This window comes from Streptomyces pilosus, assembly GCF_014649835.1.
Taxonomy (GTDB): Bacteria; Actinomycetota; Actinomycetes; order Streptomycetales; family Streptomycetaceae; genus Streptomyces; species Streptomyces pilosus.
This window is the reverse complement of sequence record NZ_BMTU01000006.1, coordinates 44,440-59,985: the sequence shown is the minus strand read 5'-3', so window position 1 is coordinate 59,985 and position 15,546 is coordinate 44,440. Positions and strand designations below refer to the sequence as shown.

General features: G+C 74.2%; 17 protein-coding genes. 6 read left to right on the top strand and 11 right to left on the bottom strand.

Annotated features, from left to right (window positions below; genetic code table 11):
- The first annotated feature begins 69 nt into the window (after nt 1-69).
- Nucleotides 70-552: a VOC family protein gene (locus tag IE118_RS16795; protein ID WP_189558723.1), complete on the top strand. Its 483-nt coding sequence runs from the start codon at nt 70-72 to the stop codon at nt 550-552.
- A gap of 43 nt (nt 553-595) precedes the next feature.
- Here IE118_RS16795 and IE118_RS16790 read toward each other — a convergent pair whose 3' ends face one another.
- Together IE118_RS16790 and IE118_RS16785 are read right to left on the bottom strand one after the other, a co-directional pair.
- On the bottom strand, nt 596-1,495 hold the full coding sequence (locus tag IE118_RS16790; RefSeq protein WP_373298376.1) for an aminoglycoside phosphotransferase family protein: 900 nt from the start codon (nt 1,493-1,495) through the stop codon (nt 596-598).
- A 47-nt stretch (nt 1,496-1,542) separates the two neighbouring features.
- Nucleotides 1,543-2,454 carry an SGNH/GDSL hydrolase family protein gene (locus IE118_RS16785; protein ID WP_189558721.1) on the bottom strand — a complete coding sequence of 304 codons (912 nt, stop codon included), beginning with the start codon at nt 2,452-2,454 and terminating at the stop codon, nt 1,543-1,545.
- Between the two features lie 169 nt (nt 2,455-2,623).
- Here IE118_RS16785 and IE118_RS16780 point away from each other — a divergent pair, with 169 nt between their 5' ends.
- Both IE118_RS16780 and IE118_RS16775 read left to right on the top strand, forming a co-directional pair.
- Nucleotides 2,624-3,424: a VOC family protein gene (locus IE118_RS16780; protein ID WP_189558720.1), complete on the top strand. Its 801-nt coding sequence runs from the start codon at nt 2,624-2,626 to the stop codon at nt 3,422-3,424.
- 30 nt (nt 3,425-3,454) lie between these two features.
- A complete protein-coding gene (locus IE118_RS16775; RefSeq protein WP_189558719.1) occupies nt 3,455-4,165 on the top strand; it encodes a ribonuclease H family protein in 711 nt (236 codons plus the stop codon).
- 9 nt (nt 4,166-4,174) lie between these two features.
- Here IE118_RS16775 and melC2 read toward each other — a convergent pair whose 3' ends face one another.
- Both melC2 and melC1 read right to left on the bottom strand, forming a co-directional pair.
- On the bottom strand, nt 4,175-5,002 hold the full coding sequence (gene melC2 / locus IE118_RS16770) for a tyrosinase MelC2 (protein ID WP_189558718.1): 828 nt from the start codon (nt 5,000-5,002) through the stop codon (nt 4,175-4,177).
- A gap of 35 nt (nt 5,003-5,037) precedes the next feature.
- On the bottom strand, nt 5,038-5,418 hold the full coding sequence (gene melC1 / locus IE118_RS16765; RefSeq protein ID WP_189558717.1) for an apotyrosinase chaperone MelC1: 381 nt from the start codon (nt 5,416-5,418) through the stop codon (nt 5,038-5,040).
- Between the two features lie 345 nt (nt 5,419-5,763).
- Here melC1 and IE118_RS16760 point away from each other — a divergent pair, with 345 nt between their 5' ends.
- Nucleotides 5,764-6,747, top strand: a complete 984-nt coding sequence (locus IE118_RS16760; protein ID WP_189558716.1) for an aldo/keto reductase — start codon at nt 5,764-5,766, stop codon at nt 6,745-6,747.
- 18 nt (nt 6,748-6,765) lie between these two features.
- On the opposite strand, the gene IE118_RS16755 is transcribed toward IE118_RS16760, so the two are convergent.
- Nucleotides 6,766-7,104 carry a hypothetical protein gene (locus tag IE118_RS16755; RefSeq protein WP_189558715.1) on the bottom strand — a complete coding sequence of 113 codons (339 nt, stop codon included), beginning with the start codon at nt 7,102-7,104 and terminating at the stop codon, nt 6,766-6,768.
- Nucleotides 7,105-7,312: 208 nt separating this feature from the next.
- Between IE118_RS16755 and IE118_RS16750 the strand changes: the two genes are divergently transcribed.
- Nucleotides 7,313-7,738 (top strand): DUF6328 family protein, encoded by a 426-nt coding sequence (locus IE118_RS16750; RefSeq protein ID WP_229846851.1) that lies wholly within the window; start codon nt 7,313-7,315, stop codon nt 7,736-7,738.
- Between the two features lie 15 nt (nt 7,739-7,753).
- Here the strand turns inward: IE118_RS16750 and IE118_RS16745 are convergent, their stop codons facing one another.
- Nucleotides 7,754-8,179: an SsgA family sporulation/cell division regulator gene (locus tag IE118_RS16745; protein ID WP_189558713.1), complete on the bottom strand. Its 426-nt coding sequence runs from the start codon at nt 8,177-8,179 to the stop codon at nt 7,754-7,756.
- A gap of 102 nt (nt 8,180-8,281) precedes the next feature.
- Entirely contained in the window at nt 8,282-9,253 is a 972-nt protein-coding gene (locus IE118_RS16740) for an LLM class F420-dependent oxidoreductase (protein WP_189558712.1), read from the bottom strand.
- A 72-nt stretch (nt 9,254-9,325) separates the two neighbouring features.
- Between IE118_RS16740 and IE118_RS16735 the strand changes: the two genes are divergently transcribed.
- The gene (locus IE118_RS16735) at nt 9,326-10,792 is read left to right on the top strand and encodes a serine hydrolase domain-containing protein (RefSeq protein ID WP_189558711.1); all 1,467 of its coding nucleotides are present in this window, start codon (nt 9,326-9,328) and stop codon (nt 10,790-10,792) included.
- Here the strand turns inward: IE118_RS16735 and IE118_RS16730 are convergent.
- The 4 genes from IE118_RS16730 to IE118_RS16715 form a co-directional block, all read right to left on the bottom strand.
- Nucleotides 10,763-12,358 carry a serine/threonine-protein kinase gene (locus tag IE118_RS16730; RefSeq protein WP_189558710.1) on the bottom strand — a complete coding sequence of 532 codons (1,596 nt, stop codon included), beginning with the start codon at nt 12,356-12,358 and terminating at the stop codon, nt 10,763-10,765. The genes IE118_RS16735 and IE118_RS16730 overlap by 30 nt on opposite strands.
- Before the next feature lie 79 nt (nt 12,359-12,437).
- Nucleotides 12,438-13,397: a threonine/serine dehydratase family protein gene (locus IE118_RS16725; RefSeq protein ID WP_189558709.1), complete on the bottom strand. Its 960-nt coding sequence runs from the start codon at nt 13,395-13,397 to the stop codon at nt 12,438-12,440.
- A gap of 79 nt (nt 13,398-13,476) precedes the next feature.
- On the bottom strand, nt 13,477-14,154 hold the full coding sequence (locus IE118_RS16720; protein WP_189558708.1) for an AIM24 family protein: 678 nt from the start codon (nt 14,152-14,154) through the stop codon (nt 13,477-13,479).
- A gap of 64 nt (nt 14,155-14,218) precedes the next feature.
- Nucleotides 14,219-15,514, bottom strand: coding sequence for a CAP domain-containing protein (locus IE118_RS16715; protein ID WP_189558707.1), 1,296 nt, complete (start codon nt 15,512-15,514; stop codon nt 14,219-14,221).
- Nucleotides 15,515-15,546: the final 32 nt, after the last annotated feature.

Below are 15,546 nucleotides of genomic sequence, written 5' to 3'. Positions count from 1 at the left end.
CCACCGATGAGTTCTCCGGTCCGCACCGGTCGACACTGGTGACCGCGTTCCACGCCCCGGGAGGTATGCATGAACACCGACGGATTCACCACGTGTCTCTGGTTCGACGGCCGGGCCGAGGAGGCCGCGAAGTTCTACGTCTCGGTCTTCGAGAACGCGAAGCTCGGCGAGGTCGTCCGCAACACCGGCGCCGCGCCCGGCGCCGAGGGCTCCGTGCTCACGGTCGAGTTCACGGCCAACGGCCAGAAGTTCGTCGCGCTGAACGGCGGACCCCAGTTCACCTTCAGCGAGGCGATCTCCTTCCAGCTGGACTGCGCCGACCAGGCGGAGGTCGACCACTACTGGGAGAAGCTCGTCGAGGGCGGTGGCGAACACGGCCCCTGCGGCTGGCTCAAGGACCGGTTCGGCGTCTCCTGGCAGGTCAACGCCGCACGGCTGACCGAGATGATCAGCGACCCCGACCGGCAGAAGGCCGACCGCGCCATGCGGGCCATGATGACGATGGGCAGGCTCGACATCGCCGCCCTGGAGAAGGCGTACGCGGGCGAGTGAGGGGGCCGGGGCGGCGCGGGACCGGGGCCGCCCGGTCCCGCGGCTACCGCCCTTCGGCCAGGATCTCCCCGATCGTGTGACGGGAGTTCGCCGCCAGCGGGGGATTGGTGTCCCAGTAGTACGGCAGCTGGATCAGCGCGACGGACAGGGCCCAGCCCCGCCCGCGTGCCCACTGCGCGTCGTCGGCGCCCACCGCTTCGCGGAAGGCCCCCCGGGCCCCGGCGGGCAGCAGGTTCCAGGCGACGATCAGGTCGACCGCCGGATCGCCCACCCCGGCGCAGCCGTAGTCGATGACGGCGCGGAGCCGGCCGCCGCCGGTCAGCACGTTCCCCGGCGACAGGTCGCCGTGTGCCCACACCGGCGCCCCGGTGTGCTCCGGTGCCGTCAGCGCCTCCTCCCAGAGCCGGGTGACCGCCCGCCGGTCGACCCGCCCGGCGAGCCGCGCGATCGCCTCGCGCGTCGGCGTGTCCCGGGTGGAGAGGGGCACGCCGCGGGAACAGGCCGGTGCCTCCGCCGTGTCGATCGCGCGCAGCGCGGTGAGGTACGCGGCGAGGTCCCGGGCGAGCGCGTCCGCATGCTCCACCTCGCCCGCGACCGGGTTCACGCCGTCCAGCCAGCGGTACACCGACCACGGCCACGGGAACCCGTGAGCGGCCTCCCCCCGGCCCAGCGGCTCCGGCGACGCGAACGGCAGCAGCGGCGCGAGCCGGGGCAGCCAGTGCTGCTCGTGCGCCACGCTGCCGACGGCGCCGGGATGCCGGGGCAGCCGCACCACCAGCTCCGTACCGAGCCGGAACATGGCGTTCTCGGTCCCCGAGGAGCGCAGCCGCCGCACCGGCAGCCCGGCCCACCGCGGGAAGCTGTCCGCGATCAGCCGGTGTATCAGCGGGGCGTCGACGTCCACTTCGTCGGGACGCATCCTCAGCGCGCACATGCGGTCCATCACAGCGCCGCCCGCACGCGCGTGTCGAACGGTTTTCCCGAGTCGGCTCAGCCCGCGCGGACGTGTCCGGCGATCACCCGGGTGATCTCCCGGGCGATGCGCCGGATACCGGGCGAGGGCACCGGGCACGGCCGGGGCTCGGACGTCGTGGGCGCCAGGCAGAAGTGCAGGGGGTCCTCGTCGAGGTGCAGCGCCGTACGGTCCCGGCCGGGCTCGGTGCAGTGGCCGGGGCGGGCACGTTCGTAGGCGTCGCACGGCAGGTACTGCGCCCAGGTGTACCGGGCCCCCGCCGGGCTCACGGCCGCGCCCGCGTCGGCGACGAGGTCGCCGGAACCGGCGGCACGCCGCTCGTAGAGCGCGTTGACCCGGCGCACCCGCTCGGGAGTGACCGGGTCCGGGCCCTGGAGCACCCACACGATCCGCGGGCCGTTCCGCCCGCCCGCGGAGCGGATCTGGTCGGTCAGGCGCCGCACGTCGGCCGCGTACCGTGCGAAGTACCGCTCCGGTGCCCCGTCGTAGGTGATCCCGTCCATGCACGGTGTGTAGCCCCAGGAGTTGCCCCAGAACTGCAGCACCACGTAGTCCGGGCGCAGCTCGCGCACCAGCGCGGCCGCCTTGTCGGACGCCGGTACCAGGGACCGCCCGGCCGACCCCTCCAGGTAGTCGCAGACGGTGGTGCCCGAGTACGGGGCGCCGGTGTAGTCGGCCCGCAGCTGTTCACGCAGTTCGTCGCCGAGCACCTGCTGGTTCTCCGTCGCCAGGGAGTCGCCCAGGTACAGCACCGTCGGCGGGGCCGCGGGCGGGGCGGGGGCGGCGGGCGCCGGCTGCCGCGTGGTGGCCGAGGGCCCGGGGGAGTGGGCCGCCGGAGCGGGCCGGGCCTCCGGCCCGGACGACGGATCGGTGCACCCGCCCAGCAGCGCGGCGGCGAGCACCACGGGCACGATCCACGGCTTGCGCATACGGCGGCATCCCCCCGGCCGGCGAAACGGCCCCCCAGGCAAGCACAACCGGGGCCGGCGGGGAAGACGCGGGTGCCACCGGGCCCGGCGACGGCCCGGCGCGCGGGCCGGGACGGGGGTGACTAGCGTGAGGAAACGGACCGACACCCCTCGCGAAAGGGCCGCAGCCATGGCCGCACCACCGGAAGGGGCCCCGTGCTGGGCCGACGCGATGTTCGACGACATCGAGGCAGCCAAGGGCTTCTACGGCGACGTCCTCGGCTGGACCTTCGGCGACACGTCGCCCGAGTACGGCAACTACACCCAGGCCTACGCCGGCAGCAAGGCGGTGGCGGCCGTCGTTCCGCCCATGCCGGGCCAGGAGGGCAGCTCGCAGTGGTGCCTCTACTTCGCGGCGCGGGACGCGGCGGCGACCGCGGAGAGGATCCGCGACAACGGCGGCGAGCTGCTGATGGAGCCGATGCCGGTCGGTGACTTCGGCACCATGTGCCTGGCCCGCGACCCGGGCGGGGTCGTCTTCGGCCTCTGGCAGGCCGGCACCCACGAGGGATTCCAGGCGGTGGACGAACCCGGCGCGTACTGCTGGGCGGAGGTCTTCACCCGTGAGCCGGAGAAGTCCGACGCGTTCTTCCCCGCCGTCTTCTCCTACCGCTCCAAGCGGTTCGAGGACCCGGACGAGCCGGACTTCCGGATCTACGACCTCGGCGAGCGCAGCGTGCTCGGCCGGATGAGGATGACGGACGACTTCCCGCCCGAGGTGCCGCCGTACATCAACGTCTACTTCGCCGTCGCCGACTGCGACGAGGCCGTCGCCCGGGCGACCCGGCGCGGGGGCGTGCTGCGGTTCGGGCCGATGGACACGCCGTTCGGGCGCTTCGCGGCGCTCAGCGATCCGCAGGGCGCCCACTTCTCGGTGATCGACACCACGGCCACCACGGGCGAGCCGCCGCGGACCACCGACGTGGACTGAGCGGGGCCGGACCGTCCGCGCGGCCATGGCATGATCGGAGGCATGCGTGAACGTGTGGTGGCCGCGTGCGACGGGGCTTCGAAGGGGAACCCGGGACCCGCCGGCTGGGGCTGGGTGATCGCCGACGCGTCCGGGACGCCCGTCCGCTGGGAAGCGGGGGCGCTGGGCAGGGCCACCAACAACGTCGCCGAACTCACCGCCCTGGAGCGGCTGCTGACGGCCACGGACCCGGACGTGCCGCTCGAGGTCAGGATGGACTCGCAGTACGCCATGAAGGCCGTCACCACCTGGCTGCCCGGCTGGAAGCGCAACGGCTGGCGCACCGCGGCCGGCAAACCGGTCGCCAACCAGGACCTCGTCGTGCGCATCGACGGTCTGCTGCAGGACCGCTCCGTGGAGTTCCGCTACGTCCCCGCCCACCAGGTCGACGGTGACCGGCTCAACGACTTCGCCGACCGGGCGGCCGGCCAGGCGGCCACCGCCCAGGAGGACGCCGGCAGCGCGCTGGGATCGCCCGAACCGCCGCCTGCCCCCGACCGCCCGTCAGGGGGTGCGGCCGGGCGCGGGTCCGGCGGGAAGAAGGCACCCCGGCAGCGTGCCGGCGGATCGTCCTCCCGCACGGTCAAGGCGAAGTTCCCGGGGCGCTGCCCGTGCGGACGCTCCTACGCGGCCGGCGAGGCCATCGCCCGGAACGACAAGGGCTGGGGCCACCCCGAGTGCCGTACGGCGGCCGGTGCCTGACCGGGCCGCTCAGGTGTCGAACGTGTAGTGCGGGGTGTGGTCCAGCAGGTCCGCCGGGGTCGTGTCGTGCCACGGACGCATGGTCTCGTCCAGGTCGACGACATCCGGCGTCCCGGCGGCCGGCAGGTAGCCGGAACCGGGGTGCCGGCGCTGCCACTCGGCCCACAGCTTGTCGACGTAGGCGTGGTGCAGCCAGAACACCGGGTCGTTGGGGGACGCCCCGGTGGCCATGTGCCCGCCCACCCACACATGGACCCGGTTGTGCAGATTGACGCCGCGCCAGCCCTCCAGGTGGTTGCGGAAGCCGTCCGAGCCGCTGTTCCAGGGCGGCGTGTCGTAGACGGGCATCGACAGCACGGACTCGACCTCCGCGCGCGTCGGCAGAGAGCGTCCGCCGGCGCCGAGCGCACGTCTGAGGTACGTGCGGCCGTCCACCCGCACGGTGATCGGCCAGGCGCCGGTGGACGCGGCGAACGGACCGTCCGTCACCCGGCCGTCCCGGCTGCGGCCGTCGCCGCCGAGGAAGTCGGGTGCCCACAGCGGGGAGCGCACCCCGCGGCCGGCGTCCTCCGTCCAGTCCCAGTAGGGCAGGGCCACCGACGCGTCCACCGACTGCAGCGCCCGTTCGAACTCCAGCAGGAACCTGCGGTGCCAGGGGAGGAAGGAGGGGGAGCGGTGTCCGGTCCGCTCGCCGTGGTCGGTGTCGGACACGATGAAGGCGTTGTGCGTGGTGACGAACTCGTCGTAACGGCCGCTGCGCTTGAGCTCCAGCAGGGCGGCGGTGAAACGGCGCTTCTCCTCGGCGGTCAGGACGGCCTGGTTCTTGCGGACGGTCATGGTGCGGGGTGCTCCCGGTGTGCTCGTGGTGGTGATCAGTTGGCGGGGAAAAGCAGCAGCGGGGCGCCCTGGAGCTCGTCCACCGCGGCGCGGGCGGCGGCGCGCGGGGTGGGGACCGGGTCGTAGTGGCTGACGACGCTGATCCAGCTGCCGTCGGCGTTGCGCATCACGTGCAGTTCCACGCCGTCGACGGACACGGCGTAGCCGGGCCCGTGAGCGTGATGACCGCCGGCACCGGTCGGGCCGCCCCGTATCCGGCGGCCCCGGTAGACCTCGTCGAAGGCCGCGGGGGAGTGGTGGCCGTGCCCGTCGCCCTCGGCGGCCCGTGCCGAGGGGGCGAGGACCGGCCGGGCTCCCACGGCGGTGGTGAGGGCGGCCGCGGTGGTGAGCACACGGCGGCGGCTGAGTTCCGGCATGCGGATCTCCTGGGGGTCGATGTGCGATCAGGACCCCGCATGCCTATCGCCCGCGCCGGTAACGGGTGAAATGCCGTCGACGCGGTTGGCCGCGATCCGGGCAATTCCCGTTATGTCATACAGGATTGAACGAAGGTGATCTTGCTGCGGGAGGTGGGTCCGCGATGACGGAAGGCGATATTCCGCGCCGCGCGGGACACCAGCCGGATGATCTTCCGCGGGCCGCGTACGGGCTGTGGCGCGCGTCACGCCGTGAGATTGGCGTGATCCCGCGCCGGACGCGCCCGGGGGGCCCGGGGCGGCGCGCCCGCGCCGCCGGCCGTGACGGATGACAGACTGATCCCCATGGACGAGCGCACTTTCGACAGGTCGGGCCAGCACGCATCGGTGATCGGGCTCGGCACATGGCAACTCGGGGCGGACTGGGGCGACGTCGACGACAAGGAGGCCCTCACGGTCCTGGAGGCCGCCGCCGAATCGGGCGTCACCTTCTTCGACACCGCCGACGTCTACGGCGACGGGCGCAGCGAGCAGACCATCGCCTCGTTCCTCAGCGGACGGCCCGACCTGCACGTACTGGTCGCCACCAAGATGGGCCGCCGGGTCGACCAGATCCCCGAGAACTACGTACTGGACAACTTTCGCGCCTGGAACGACCGTTCGCGGCGCAACCTCGGGGTCGACCGCATCGACCTGGTGCAGCTGCACTGCCCGCCCACCCCCGTCTACTCCACCGACGAGGTCTTCGACGCCCTCGACACCCTGGTCGCGGAGGAGCGCGTCGCCGCCTACGGCGTCAGCGTGGAGACCTGCGCGGAGGCGCTGGCCGCGATCGCGCGGCCGAACGTGGCGAGTGTGCAGATCATCCTCAACCCGTTCCGCATGAAGCCGCTGCGCGAGGTGCTCCCGGCTGCCCGGGAGGCGGGCGTCGGCATCATCGCCCGGGTTCCGCTCGCCTCCGGGCTGCTGTCCGGGAAGTACACGAGGGACACCGTCTTCGCCGAGAACGACCACCGGTCCTTCAACCGGCACGGTGAGGCCTTCGACCAGGGAGAGACCTTCTCCGGCGTCGACTACGCGACGGGCGTGGAAGCGGCCGCCGAGTTCGCCGGGCTCGCCCCCGAGGGGTACACCCCGGCCCAGCTGGCCCTGCGCTGGATCGTCCAGCAGCCGGGCGTCACCACCGTCATCCCCGGCGCCCGCTCGCCCGAGCAGGCCCGCGCCAACGCGGCCGCGGCCCGGCTGCCGGAGCTGCCGGACCGGACGCTCACGGCGATCCGCGACCTCTACGACGCGCGGATCAAGGACCAGGTGGAGGCCCGCTGGTAGCGGCGCGCGCCGCGGCCGTCACGGCTGGAGGAGCAGCTGCCTCTCCTGCTCCTGGTCGCCGGAGGCGGCGCCCTCGTCGCGGGCCGGGAAGACCCGCGCGAGGGTGTCGCTAGCCCGCCGCACCGCCTGCGGGGTGCCCTGCACGGTGACGCGCACCGGGGCCGAGAGCGTGCCCCCCTCCGTGTCCCCGGCGCCCTCTCCGCCCTCCCCGCTGAACGTCGCCACGCGGACCGTCGCCCCGTCCTCGGAGGGTTGCTGGTCCGCCGTCCCGAACGTGCCCTCCAGGGCCCGGACGACCGCTCGGGCGTCGTCGACGTCCCCGCCGCTGAGCGTCACGGTGAGCTGGGTGTCCGTCATACGTCCCACGACCTCCTGGCCTCGGTGTCATCGCCGTCCGTGTAACCGGGCCCGGTGCGCCCAAACCGCGGCAGCCGGGGAGGGCCGGCGGCTTTCGGGGCATCCGGGAAGAGAGTGCTACGCCGAGGGAGGCATCGTGCCGGACACGGGATGGGACGAGAACAGACGCCGGGGTCGCAACGAGACCGAGGACGAACGGGCCGACCGGATGTGGACGGAACTCATCCAGGAGGTCCGTGTGGCCCAGATGGGCGTGCAGATCCTGTTCGGTTTCCTGCTGACCGTCGTGTTCACGCCGAAGTACGCCGACCTGTCCGGCACCGACCAGACGATCTACATCGTGACGGTGGTCCTGGGCGCCTGCGCCACGGGCGCGCTCATCGGGCCGGTGGCCCTGCACCGCCTGGTCTCCGGACGGCGCATCAAGGCGCACGCGGTGCGCTGGGCCTCCCGGCTCACCCTGCTCGGGCTCGCGCTGCTGCTCGCCACCACCAGTTGTTCCCTGCTGCTCATCCTGCGCGTGGCCACCGACGACGACTACGTCCCGTACCTGGTGACCGGAGTGGTGTTCTGGTACCTGCTGTGCTGGTTCGGCCTGCCGATCTGGGCGCGGTACCGCCACACGACCCGGTGACGGCCAGCCGGCGTCTCAGCTCCCGGCCAGGACGTCGGCGAGGAAGTCGTCCAGGCCCGCGTCCTCGGTGCCCGGAGGGACCACGAGACGGGTCCGGTGCAGGAAGTCGCCGACGGTCTCGGCCCAGGCGAACACCACCGCGTGGTGCCGGCCCCCGTCGGCGTGCGCCTCACCGAGGAACTCCATCCGCAGTTCCCGGCCCACTCCCCGGGACTCCGGACTCAGCCGCACGTCGCCGATGCCGACGGCCCGGGTGAGGCCCTCGGTGACCATCTCGCGGTCCAGCTGCCAGCGGGCCAGGACCCGGCCGTCGTGACTGAACACGACGGTCACGGCGAACGGGTCGGACGCCTCGTAGCTCAGGTGGGCGAGCACGGGGAAGCGGTCCGTGACGCCCGCCTGGAGCTCCACCACCAGGGTCTTGTGCACGAACGAGTTCACGGGAGGCCTTTCGCAGAGCCGGGCGTAGGGAAGCCCTAGTACCCCGGATCGACGCGGCATGCCCCGCCGGGCGGATGCAATCGCCGCACGGGGCGGCCGCCGTCAGCCGAAGGCGTCCCGCAGGACCGGCAGCAGCGTCTTCTCCGACCAGTCCAGGAACCGCGGCTGCGACTCGCCGCCGATCTGCACCAGGGCGATCTCGGTGAAGCCCGCCTCGGCGTAGGGGCGCACCGCCTCGACGAAGTCCGCCGGGTCGCTGCCGCACGGGACGGACTCGGCGACGTCCTGCGGGCGCACGAATTGGGTCGCCAGCGCGAAGTTGTCCGGGTGCGGCAGTTCGGCGTTGACCTTCCAGCCGTTGCCGAACCAGCGGAACTGGTCGTGGGCGCGTGCGACGGCCGCGTCCCGGTCGGGGTCGTAGCACACCGGCAGCTGCCCCACCCGCGGCTTGCCCTGCCCGCCGTGCCGGTCGAAGGCGTCGAGCAGCTCGGCCTTCGGCTCCGTGGCGATGACCAGGTCGGCGAGTCGGCCCGCGAGGGCACAGGACCGCTTCCCCGACACGGCGATGCCGATCGGCGGCGGCTGGTCCGGCAGGTCCCACAGCTTGGCCGACTCGACGTCGAAGTGCGTGCCCCGGCGGTTCACGTGGCCACCCTCGAACAGCTCCCGGATGATCTCCACCGCCTCCTCGAACATCTCGTGCCGCACGTCCACCGACGGCCAGCCGCCGCCCACCACGTGCTCGTTGAGGTTCTCGCCGGAGCCGAGCCCCAGCCGGAACCGGCCCTCCGACAGCAGCTGCACCGTCGCCGCCTTCTGCGCGACCACCGCGGGGTGGTAGCGGAACGTCGGACACGTCACGTACGTCATCAGCGGGATGCGCGAGGTGGCCTGCGCGGCGGCGCCCAGCACGCTCCAGGCGTACGGCGAGTGACCCTGGGAGGCCAGCCAGGGGAAGTAGTGGTCGGAGGTCACCGAGAAGTCGAAGCCCGCGTCCTCGGCCCGCACCACGTGCTCGACCAGCTCGCGGGGCCCGGCCTGCTCGGTCATCATCGTGTATCCGATTTGCACCATGCCGCCCGGGTCCCCGGACCGGGCCGCTGAAAACGGCGGATCGTCCGGGGGCCGCCGGGGCAGGATGCCCCCATGACTGCCCGTTCCCTCCCCAGCTCCGACCCCGCCGCCCAGGGCGTCGAGGCGTCCGGTGTCCACGCCTTCCTCGACGCCCTCGAAGCCGCCCCGGAGATCGAGCCGCACAGCCTGATGATCCTGCGCCACGGCCGGGTCGTCGCCGCCGGCTGGTGGGCTCCGTACACCGCGCGGCGCCCGCACCTGCTGTACTCGCTGAGCAAGAGCTTCACGGCGACGGCCGCCGCGCTCGCCGAGGGCGAGGGGCTGATCGACTTCGACGCCCCGGTGCTGTCCTACTTCCCGGAGTTCGAGGCCGACATCACCGACCCGCGCAGCCGGGCGATGCGGGTGCGGCACGTGGCGTCCATGGCGAGCGGCCACGACCGGGAGACGATCGACGCGGCCTACGGCGCCGACCGCGCCGAACCCGTGCGCGGTTTCCTGCTCCAGCCGCCCGAGCACGATCCGGGGACCGTCTTCGCCTACAACCAGCCCTGCACGTACACGCTCGCCGCGATCGTGCAGCGGGTCACGGGACAGACCCTCACCGACTACCTGCGCCCCCGCCTGTTCGACCCCCTGGGCATCGGCGAGACGGTGTGGCAGCGGGACCGGGCCGGCCGCGAGATCGGCTTCAGCGGACTGCACGCCGCGACCGACGCCGTCGCACGCCTGGGCCAGCTGTACCTGGACGACGGCATGTGGCAGGGCGAGCGGCTGCTCCCCGAGGGCTGGGTCGCCCGCGCCTCCCGCCCGCACGTGTCCACCGAGGGCGCCATGGGGGAGGGGGACAGGTCCGACTGGGACCGCGGCTACGGGCACCAGTTCTGGATCTCCCGGCACGGCTTCCGCGGCGACGGCGCGTACGGGCAGTACTGCCTGGTCCTGCCCGAGCACGACGCGGTGATCGCCGCGACCACGGCGACCGAGCGGATGCAGGAGTACCTGGACCTGGTGTGGCGGCACCTGTTGCCCGCCTTCCGCACCGGGCCGCTGACCGGCCGGGAGGCCGCCGACGCCGCCCTGCGCGAGCGCCTGGACCGGCTCGCCCTGCCCCCGGCCGGCGGGAGCCCCGCACCGCCGGAGGACGGCGGGGAGTGGGCGGGCGCGGTGTTCGCGCCGGAGGGCGGGATCTGCGCCGACCGGCCGAAGCTGACCGAGGCCGAGGTCGTCACCGAGGCCGACGGTGGCTGGACGCTGCGGCTGACGGAGGACGGCGAGCCGTTCGAGGTCCGCTCCGGCGGGCGGGGATGGACCGTCACCGAGGAACCCGTCCCGGTCGCCGTGAGCGGAGGCTGGACCGGCGGCACCCTCACCGCGGACGTGGCGTTCCTCGAGACACCGCACCGGCTCCGGGTCACCTGCTCCCTCGCCGGACGGACCTTCACCGCCCGCTGGCTCACCCGCCCGCTGGGCGACTGGCCGCTGCGCGGGCTGCGGGCCCCGGGCCGCTCACGGCGAGCCCGGCCGGAAGGATCCTAGGAAGGTCCTCAGCGCCTCGCGGCTCGCGGGTTCCTCCCAGGCGGCGGCCGGGGTGGTCCAGCGCAGCGAGAAGCCCCGGCCGCTGCCCAGGAGGAAGCCCCGGCCGAAGGTGCGCACCCGGGCGCCGTCGTCCTCGGCGTACCACTCCATGTCTGCGGCCTCGCGCCCCTGGTAGGTCCTCGCCGTGATGCCGCCGATCCGCTCGTACCCCCCGGACCGCTCCAGCCCCGGCTCCACGTCGTCGCGCCACACGGCCACGGCGTCCGCCCCCACCCGCTCGCTGTAGGTCACGGCGAGGGTGCGCGGGTCCCCGTCGGCGCCGAACGTGACGCGGTAGGCCAGACCGGCGGTGTCCGAGGTGTCCAGCCGCTTCCAGCCGCCGGGCAGCGCGACGGAGAAGCCCTCCGGCGCCCGGTAGGTCGAGAAGCCGGGCGGAAGACCGCCCGTGCCCGGCGGGGACGGGGACGGGGACGGCGTGACGGACGGCGGGGTGACGCCCCCGGCGCCGGGGCCGCCGTCCCCGCCACCGGGCGCCGGAGAGCCGCCCGCGGCGGACGCCGAGGACGGCGGCGCGTCCGCCTCGGCGCCGCCGCCGGAGCCGGGCAGCCCGTGCGCCGTGACGAGCACGGCCGCCGCGACGGCGACGACGGCGAGGGCGATGCCCGGCACCAGGGCCCTCCTGCTCCGCTCCCGGCCCCGGCCGGTGGCGGGCACGCCGTGCGGCGGGGCCTCCGGCGCCGCCGCCTCGGCCCCGGGAGCCTCGCGGAGCACCCGGGTGAGTGCCTCACGGACCACCTGACGGGTGAGCCGCTCCCGCGCGTCCTTGCGCAGCAGACCCTGGACGACCCGGGTGAGCGGGCCGGAGCGCACCGGGGTGCGCAGCGGCAGCCGGTCCACCGCCCGCAGCGTGGCCTCGGGCCGTCCGCGGTCCCGGAACGGCGGCCGTCCCTCGAGCATCGTGTAGAGGATCGCGCCCAGCGCCCAGAGGTCGGCGGCGGGGCCGATCCGCTGGTCGCGGGCCTGCTCAGGGGAGGCGAACGACGGCGCCGTCAGCCGGGGCGCCGGCGTCGTGCCGGCCAGTCCGAATCCCGTCACGACGACCGGGCCGCCCTCGCGCAGGAACACCTGGCCGGGACTGAGCTCCCCGTGCGTGACGGCCCCGGCGTGCGCGGCGTCCAGCACGTCCAGCAGCTCCAGCCCGACGCGCGCGGCCCGCACCCAGGTGAACGGCCCCTGCTCGCGGAGGACCTCGTCGAGGGGGGTGCCGTCGATCCACGCGGTGACGGTCCACAGCGCGTCGCCCTCGCCGACGGCGTCGACGACGGTGCCGACCCGGCCGGGGCACAGCCCGCCCACGCTCCCGGAAGCCCGCAGGACACGGGAGGGGACGCGGCGGGCCGCCTCGCCGGCGTCCCGCGGCAGCTCGGTGCGGGTGGCCAGGCACGGGCGGCCCGTCCGCAGGTCGTCGGCGTACCAGCTCACCCGGTTGGTCTCCCGGTGCGTGATCTCGACCAGCCGGTACCGGCCGGCGACCGGCCGGTCTGTGGAGACGTGCGCCCTGCCCATGGCCATCCCTCGTCGAACCGCTGGATCCCGCATCCCCCACTGGTACGGGGAAGCGGGCGGGGTCCGTTCAAAGAAAGGCTCAGCGAAGCTCGAAGTGCCGAGCCCAGGCGATCATGTCGGCGGTCGTGGCGTTGCCGCCGCACACCACGAGCCCGAGCCGCGCCCCCTCGCCGACCCGCTCCAGCACCCGCCGCGCGGCCGGCAGCAGACAGCCCGCGGCCGGCTCGGCCCAGACCTTGGCGTGGTCCGCGAGTTCCAGGGAGCCCCGCACCGCCTCCCGGTCCTCCACCACCAGAACCTCGGTGACGAGTTCCGACACGTGCGCGTACGTCAGCCGGGAGACGGCCGGGGCGCTGAGCGTGGAGACGATCGACGTCAGCTCCACCGCCACCGGCCCGCCCGCCGCGAGCGCCGCGGACATCGCCCGGGCACCCTCCGTCTCCACGCCCCACACCCGCACCCCGGGCCGCCTCGCAGCGAGCGCCGCGGCGACCCCGGCGATCAGCCCTCCGCCCCCGATGCTCACCAGCACGTCGGTGAGGTCACCGGCGTCCTCGGCCAGCTCCAGCCCCACCGTGCCCTGACCGGCGATCACCACCGGGTCGTCAAAGGGGTGGACCAGGGTCAGACCCTCCTCCTGGAGCCGCCGCATCAGCCCGAACGCGCCGTCCATGTCGTCGGTGACCCGCACCGAGGCACCGGCGGACTCCGCGATCTCCACCGCCCGCACGGGAGCCGAACGCGGCATCACCACCGTGGCCTTCACATCGAGGGCCGCGGCCATGACCGCGAGCGCGATGCCGTGATTGCCGCCGCTCACCGCCACCACGCCGGCCGCCCGTTCGGCCTCGCCCAGCGACAGCAGCTTCGCCGCCGCGCCGCGCACCTTGAACGAACCGGTGCGCTGCAGCAGCTCCAGCTTCGCCGTGACCGGCACCCCCAGCAGCTCCGACAGCCCGGGGCTCGGCACCGTCGGGGTCCGCACCACGTGCCCGGCGATCCGCGCGGCCGCGGTCTCGATGTCGGCGATCCCGATCACGACTGTCACCTCTCCGGCACGGGGCTGGTGATCCGTGCCGTGACCACCCTGACCCGCGCGGCGGCCGCGGTCAACGACGTCAGTGCTGCTGGGCCTTGTGCGGTGTCGCCTCGCTGGGCCGCACCACCACGTACCCCTCGCCGTGGAGCTTCAGCTGCACGGCCTCGCCCGACCCGCCGCGCAGCATCGAGCCCAGCGACTGCGAACGGTGCAGCGAGGTGTCCAGGCCCGCGGTCCAGCCGACGATCGCGTCGGTGTCCACGAACACCGGGTACTGCGGCGACACCGGGATGACCAGCGGATTGCCCTCGCACACCAGCCCCAGCCGGCCGTGTCCGGTGAAGACGCTGTTGAACAGCCCGCCGCCGGTGATCCCGGCGCCCTTCACGGTGGCGATGCGATAGGACAGGGAGGAGTCGAAGCACAGCACGTTGCGGCCGTTGACGGTGAACTCGTCGCCGGGGTCGACGTCGACGACGAAGCAGTTCTGCGCCTCGTGCGCGAACCAGGCCTCGCCCTGTCCGCGCACCGCCATCAGCGGCAGCCCCTCGCCGGTCACCGCGCGCTTGAGCATGCCGCCCACGCCCTGGCCCTTGCGCTCGAACTGGAGGTTGCCGCGGTAGGCGACCATCGCTCCCTGACGGGCGTGCATCTCGCCGTCGACCGTGTAACGGATGCACTTGGCGTTCTCGATCGTCATCCCCGCGGCCGTGGCCGGCTGCACCATGTGCTGACTGGAAAACAGGTCACCCTTCATGGAGGGCATCCTCCCCCGGACCTCTTCCCTCCGCCAAGGCCGGCCGGACCCTCGGGACGGGCCGTCACGCGCCGAAGAGCTGTGTCCAGTACGTGCCCGCCCGGCCGCCGCCCGCGAAGCCGACCCCGATGTGGGTGAACCCGGGGGCGAGGATGTTGGCGCGGTGGCCGGGGCTGTGCAGCCAGCCCTCCACCACCTCGGCGGGCGAGCGCTGCCCGCAGGCGATGTTCTCGCCGACGGTCCGCCGTGCCGCGCCCGCGGCGGCGGCCCGGTCCAGCGGCCCGCTGCCGTCGGGCGCCGTGTGGGAGTAGAAGTCCCGGGCCACCATGTCGGCACTGTGCGCCTGCGCGGCCTCGGTCAGCCGGGGGTCGCCGGTCAGCGGCGGCAGTCCGGCCCGGGCGCGAGCCCGGTTGGTGAGGTCGACGACCTCCTCCGTCGTGCGGTCCAGACCGTCCGGGGTGAGCGGAGCCGCCCACAGTGCCGTCCAGTAGGTGCCGCCGGGCCCCGTGCCCCCGGCGGACGCCACGGCCGCGTGGACGAAGGCCGGGTCGCACACCGTGCGGCGGGCCGCCTCGTGGCGCAGGCAGTGCTCGACGAACCCGTCGACGGTCAGCGGTCCGGAGACCAGGTGCTCGCCGACCGTCAGGTACGGGTACCCGGCGCTGACCAGACGCTGGTGGACCGAGACGCCGTCCACGCCCTCGACGGCCGGGCGCCCGCCCCGCGCCATCGTCCCGGCGTGCTCCCGCGCGGCGGCGGCCAGCCGCGCGTCATGGCTGACCGGTGGTGCACCGGCGGCGGCCCGCGCGGCGTTCACCCGGCCGAGGAAGCCGTCCGCGGTGTGCGTCGGGGTGGCCCCCGCGCGGGTGGCCACGGCACCGTCGTCCGCCACGTCGACCCCGAAGTCCCGGGCCAGTCCCGCCAGTCCGTCCGCGTACCCCTGGCCCAGCGCCCTCAGCCGCCACCCCTCGCCGCGCCGGTAGATCTCCGCGAGGAGCAGCACGGTCTCCTGCCGGGCCGGCGGCGGCGAGAACCGGGCGAGCGGGCGTCCGCCGGCGTCGGCGACCCGGAGCACCGGCACGGGCAGGACGGCGAACGGGGTGTCCGGCCCGGCGGGGCCGACGGCCACCGTGACCCGGGCGGCGCCGGGGCGCAGCGCCGCCGGGTCGACGGTGAGGGTGTCACCGTCCAACCGGGCGCCCGGGGCGGACGGCTGGTTGAAGAACACGAAGTCGGTGTCGCCGCGCACCTTCCCGCCGCCGTCCGTGATCAGCGCGACCACGTCGAAGGGACCGGGTACCCGGACCGTCACGGCGCCGCCGGGGAGGGGCAGATTGCCGCCGGGGACCAACTCGCTCATCACGCCGCCTGGATGATGTCGTCGCACCCACG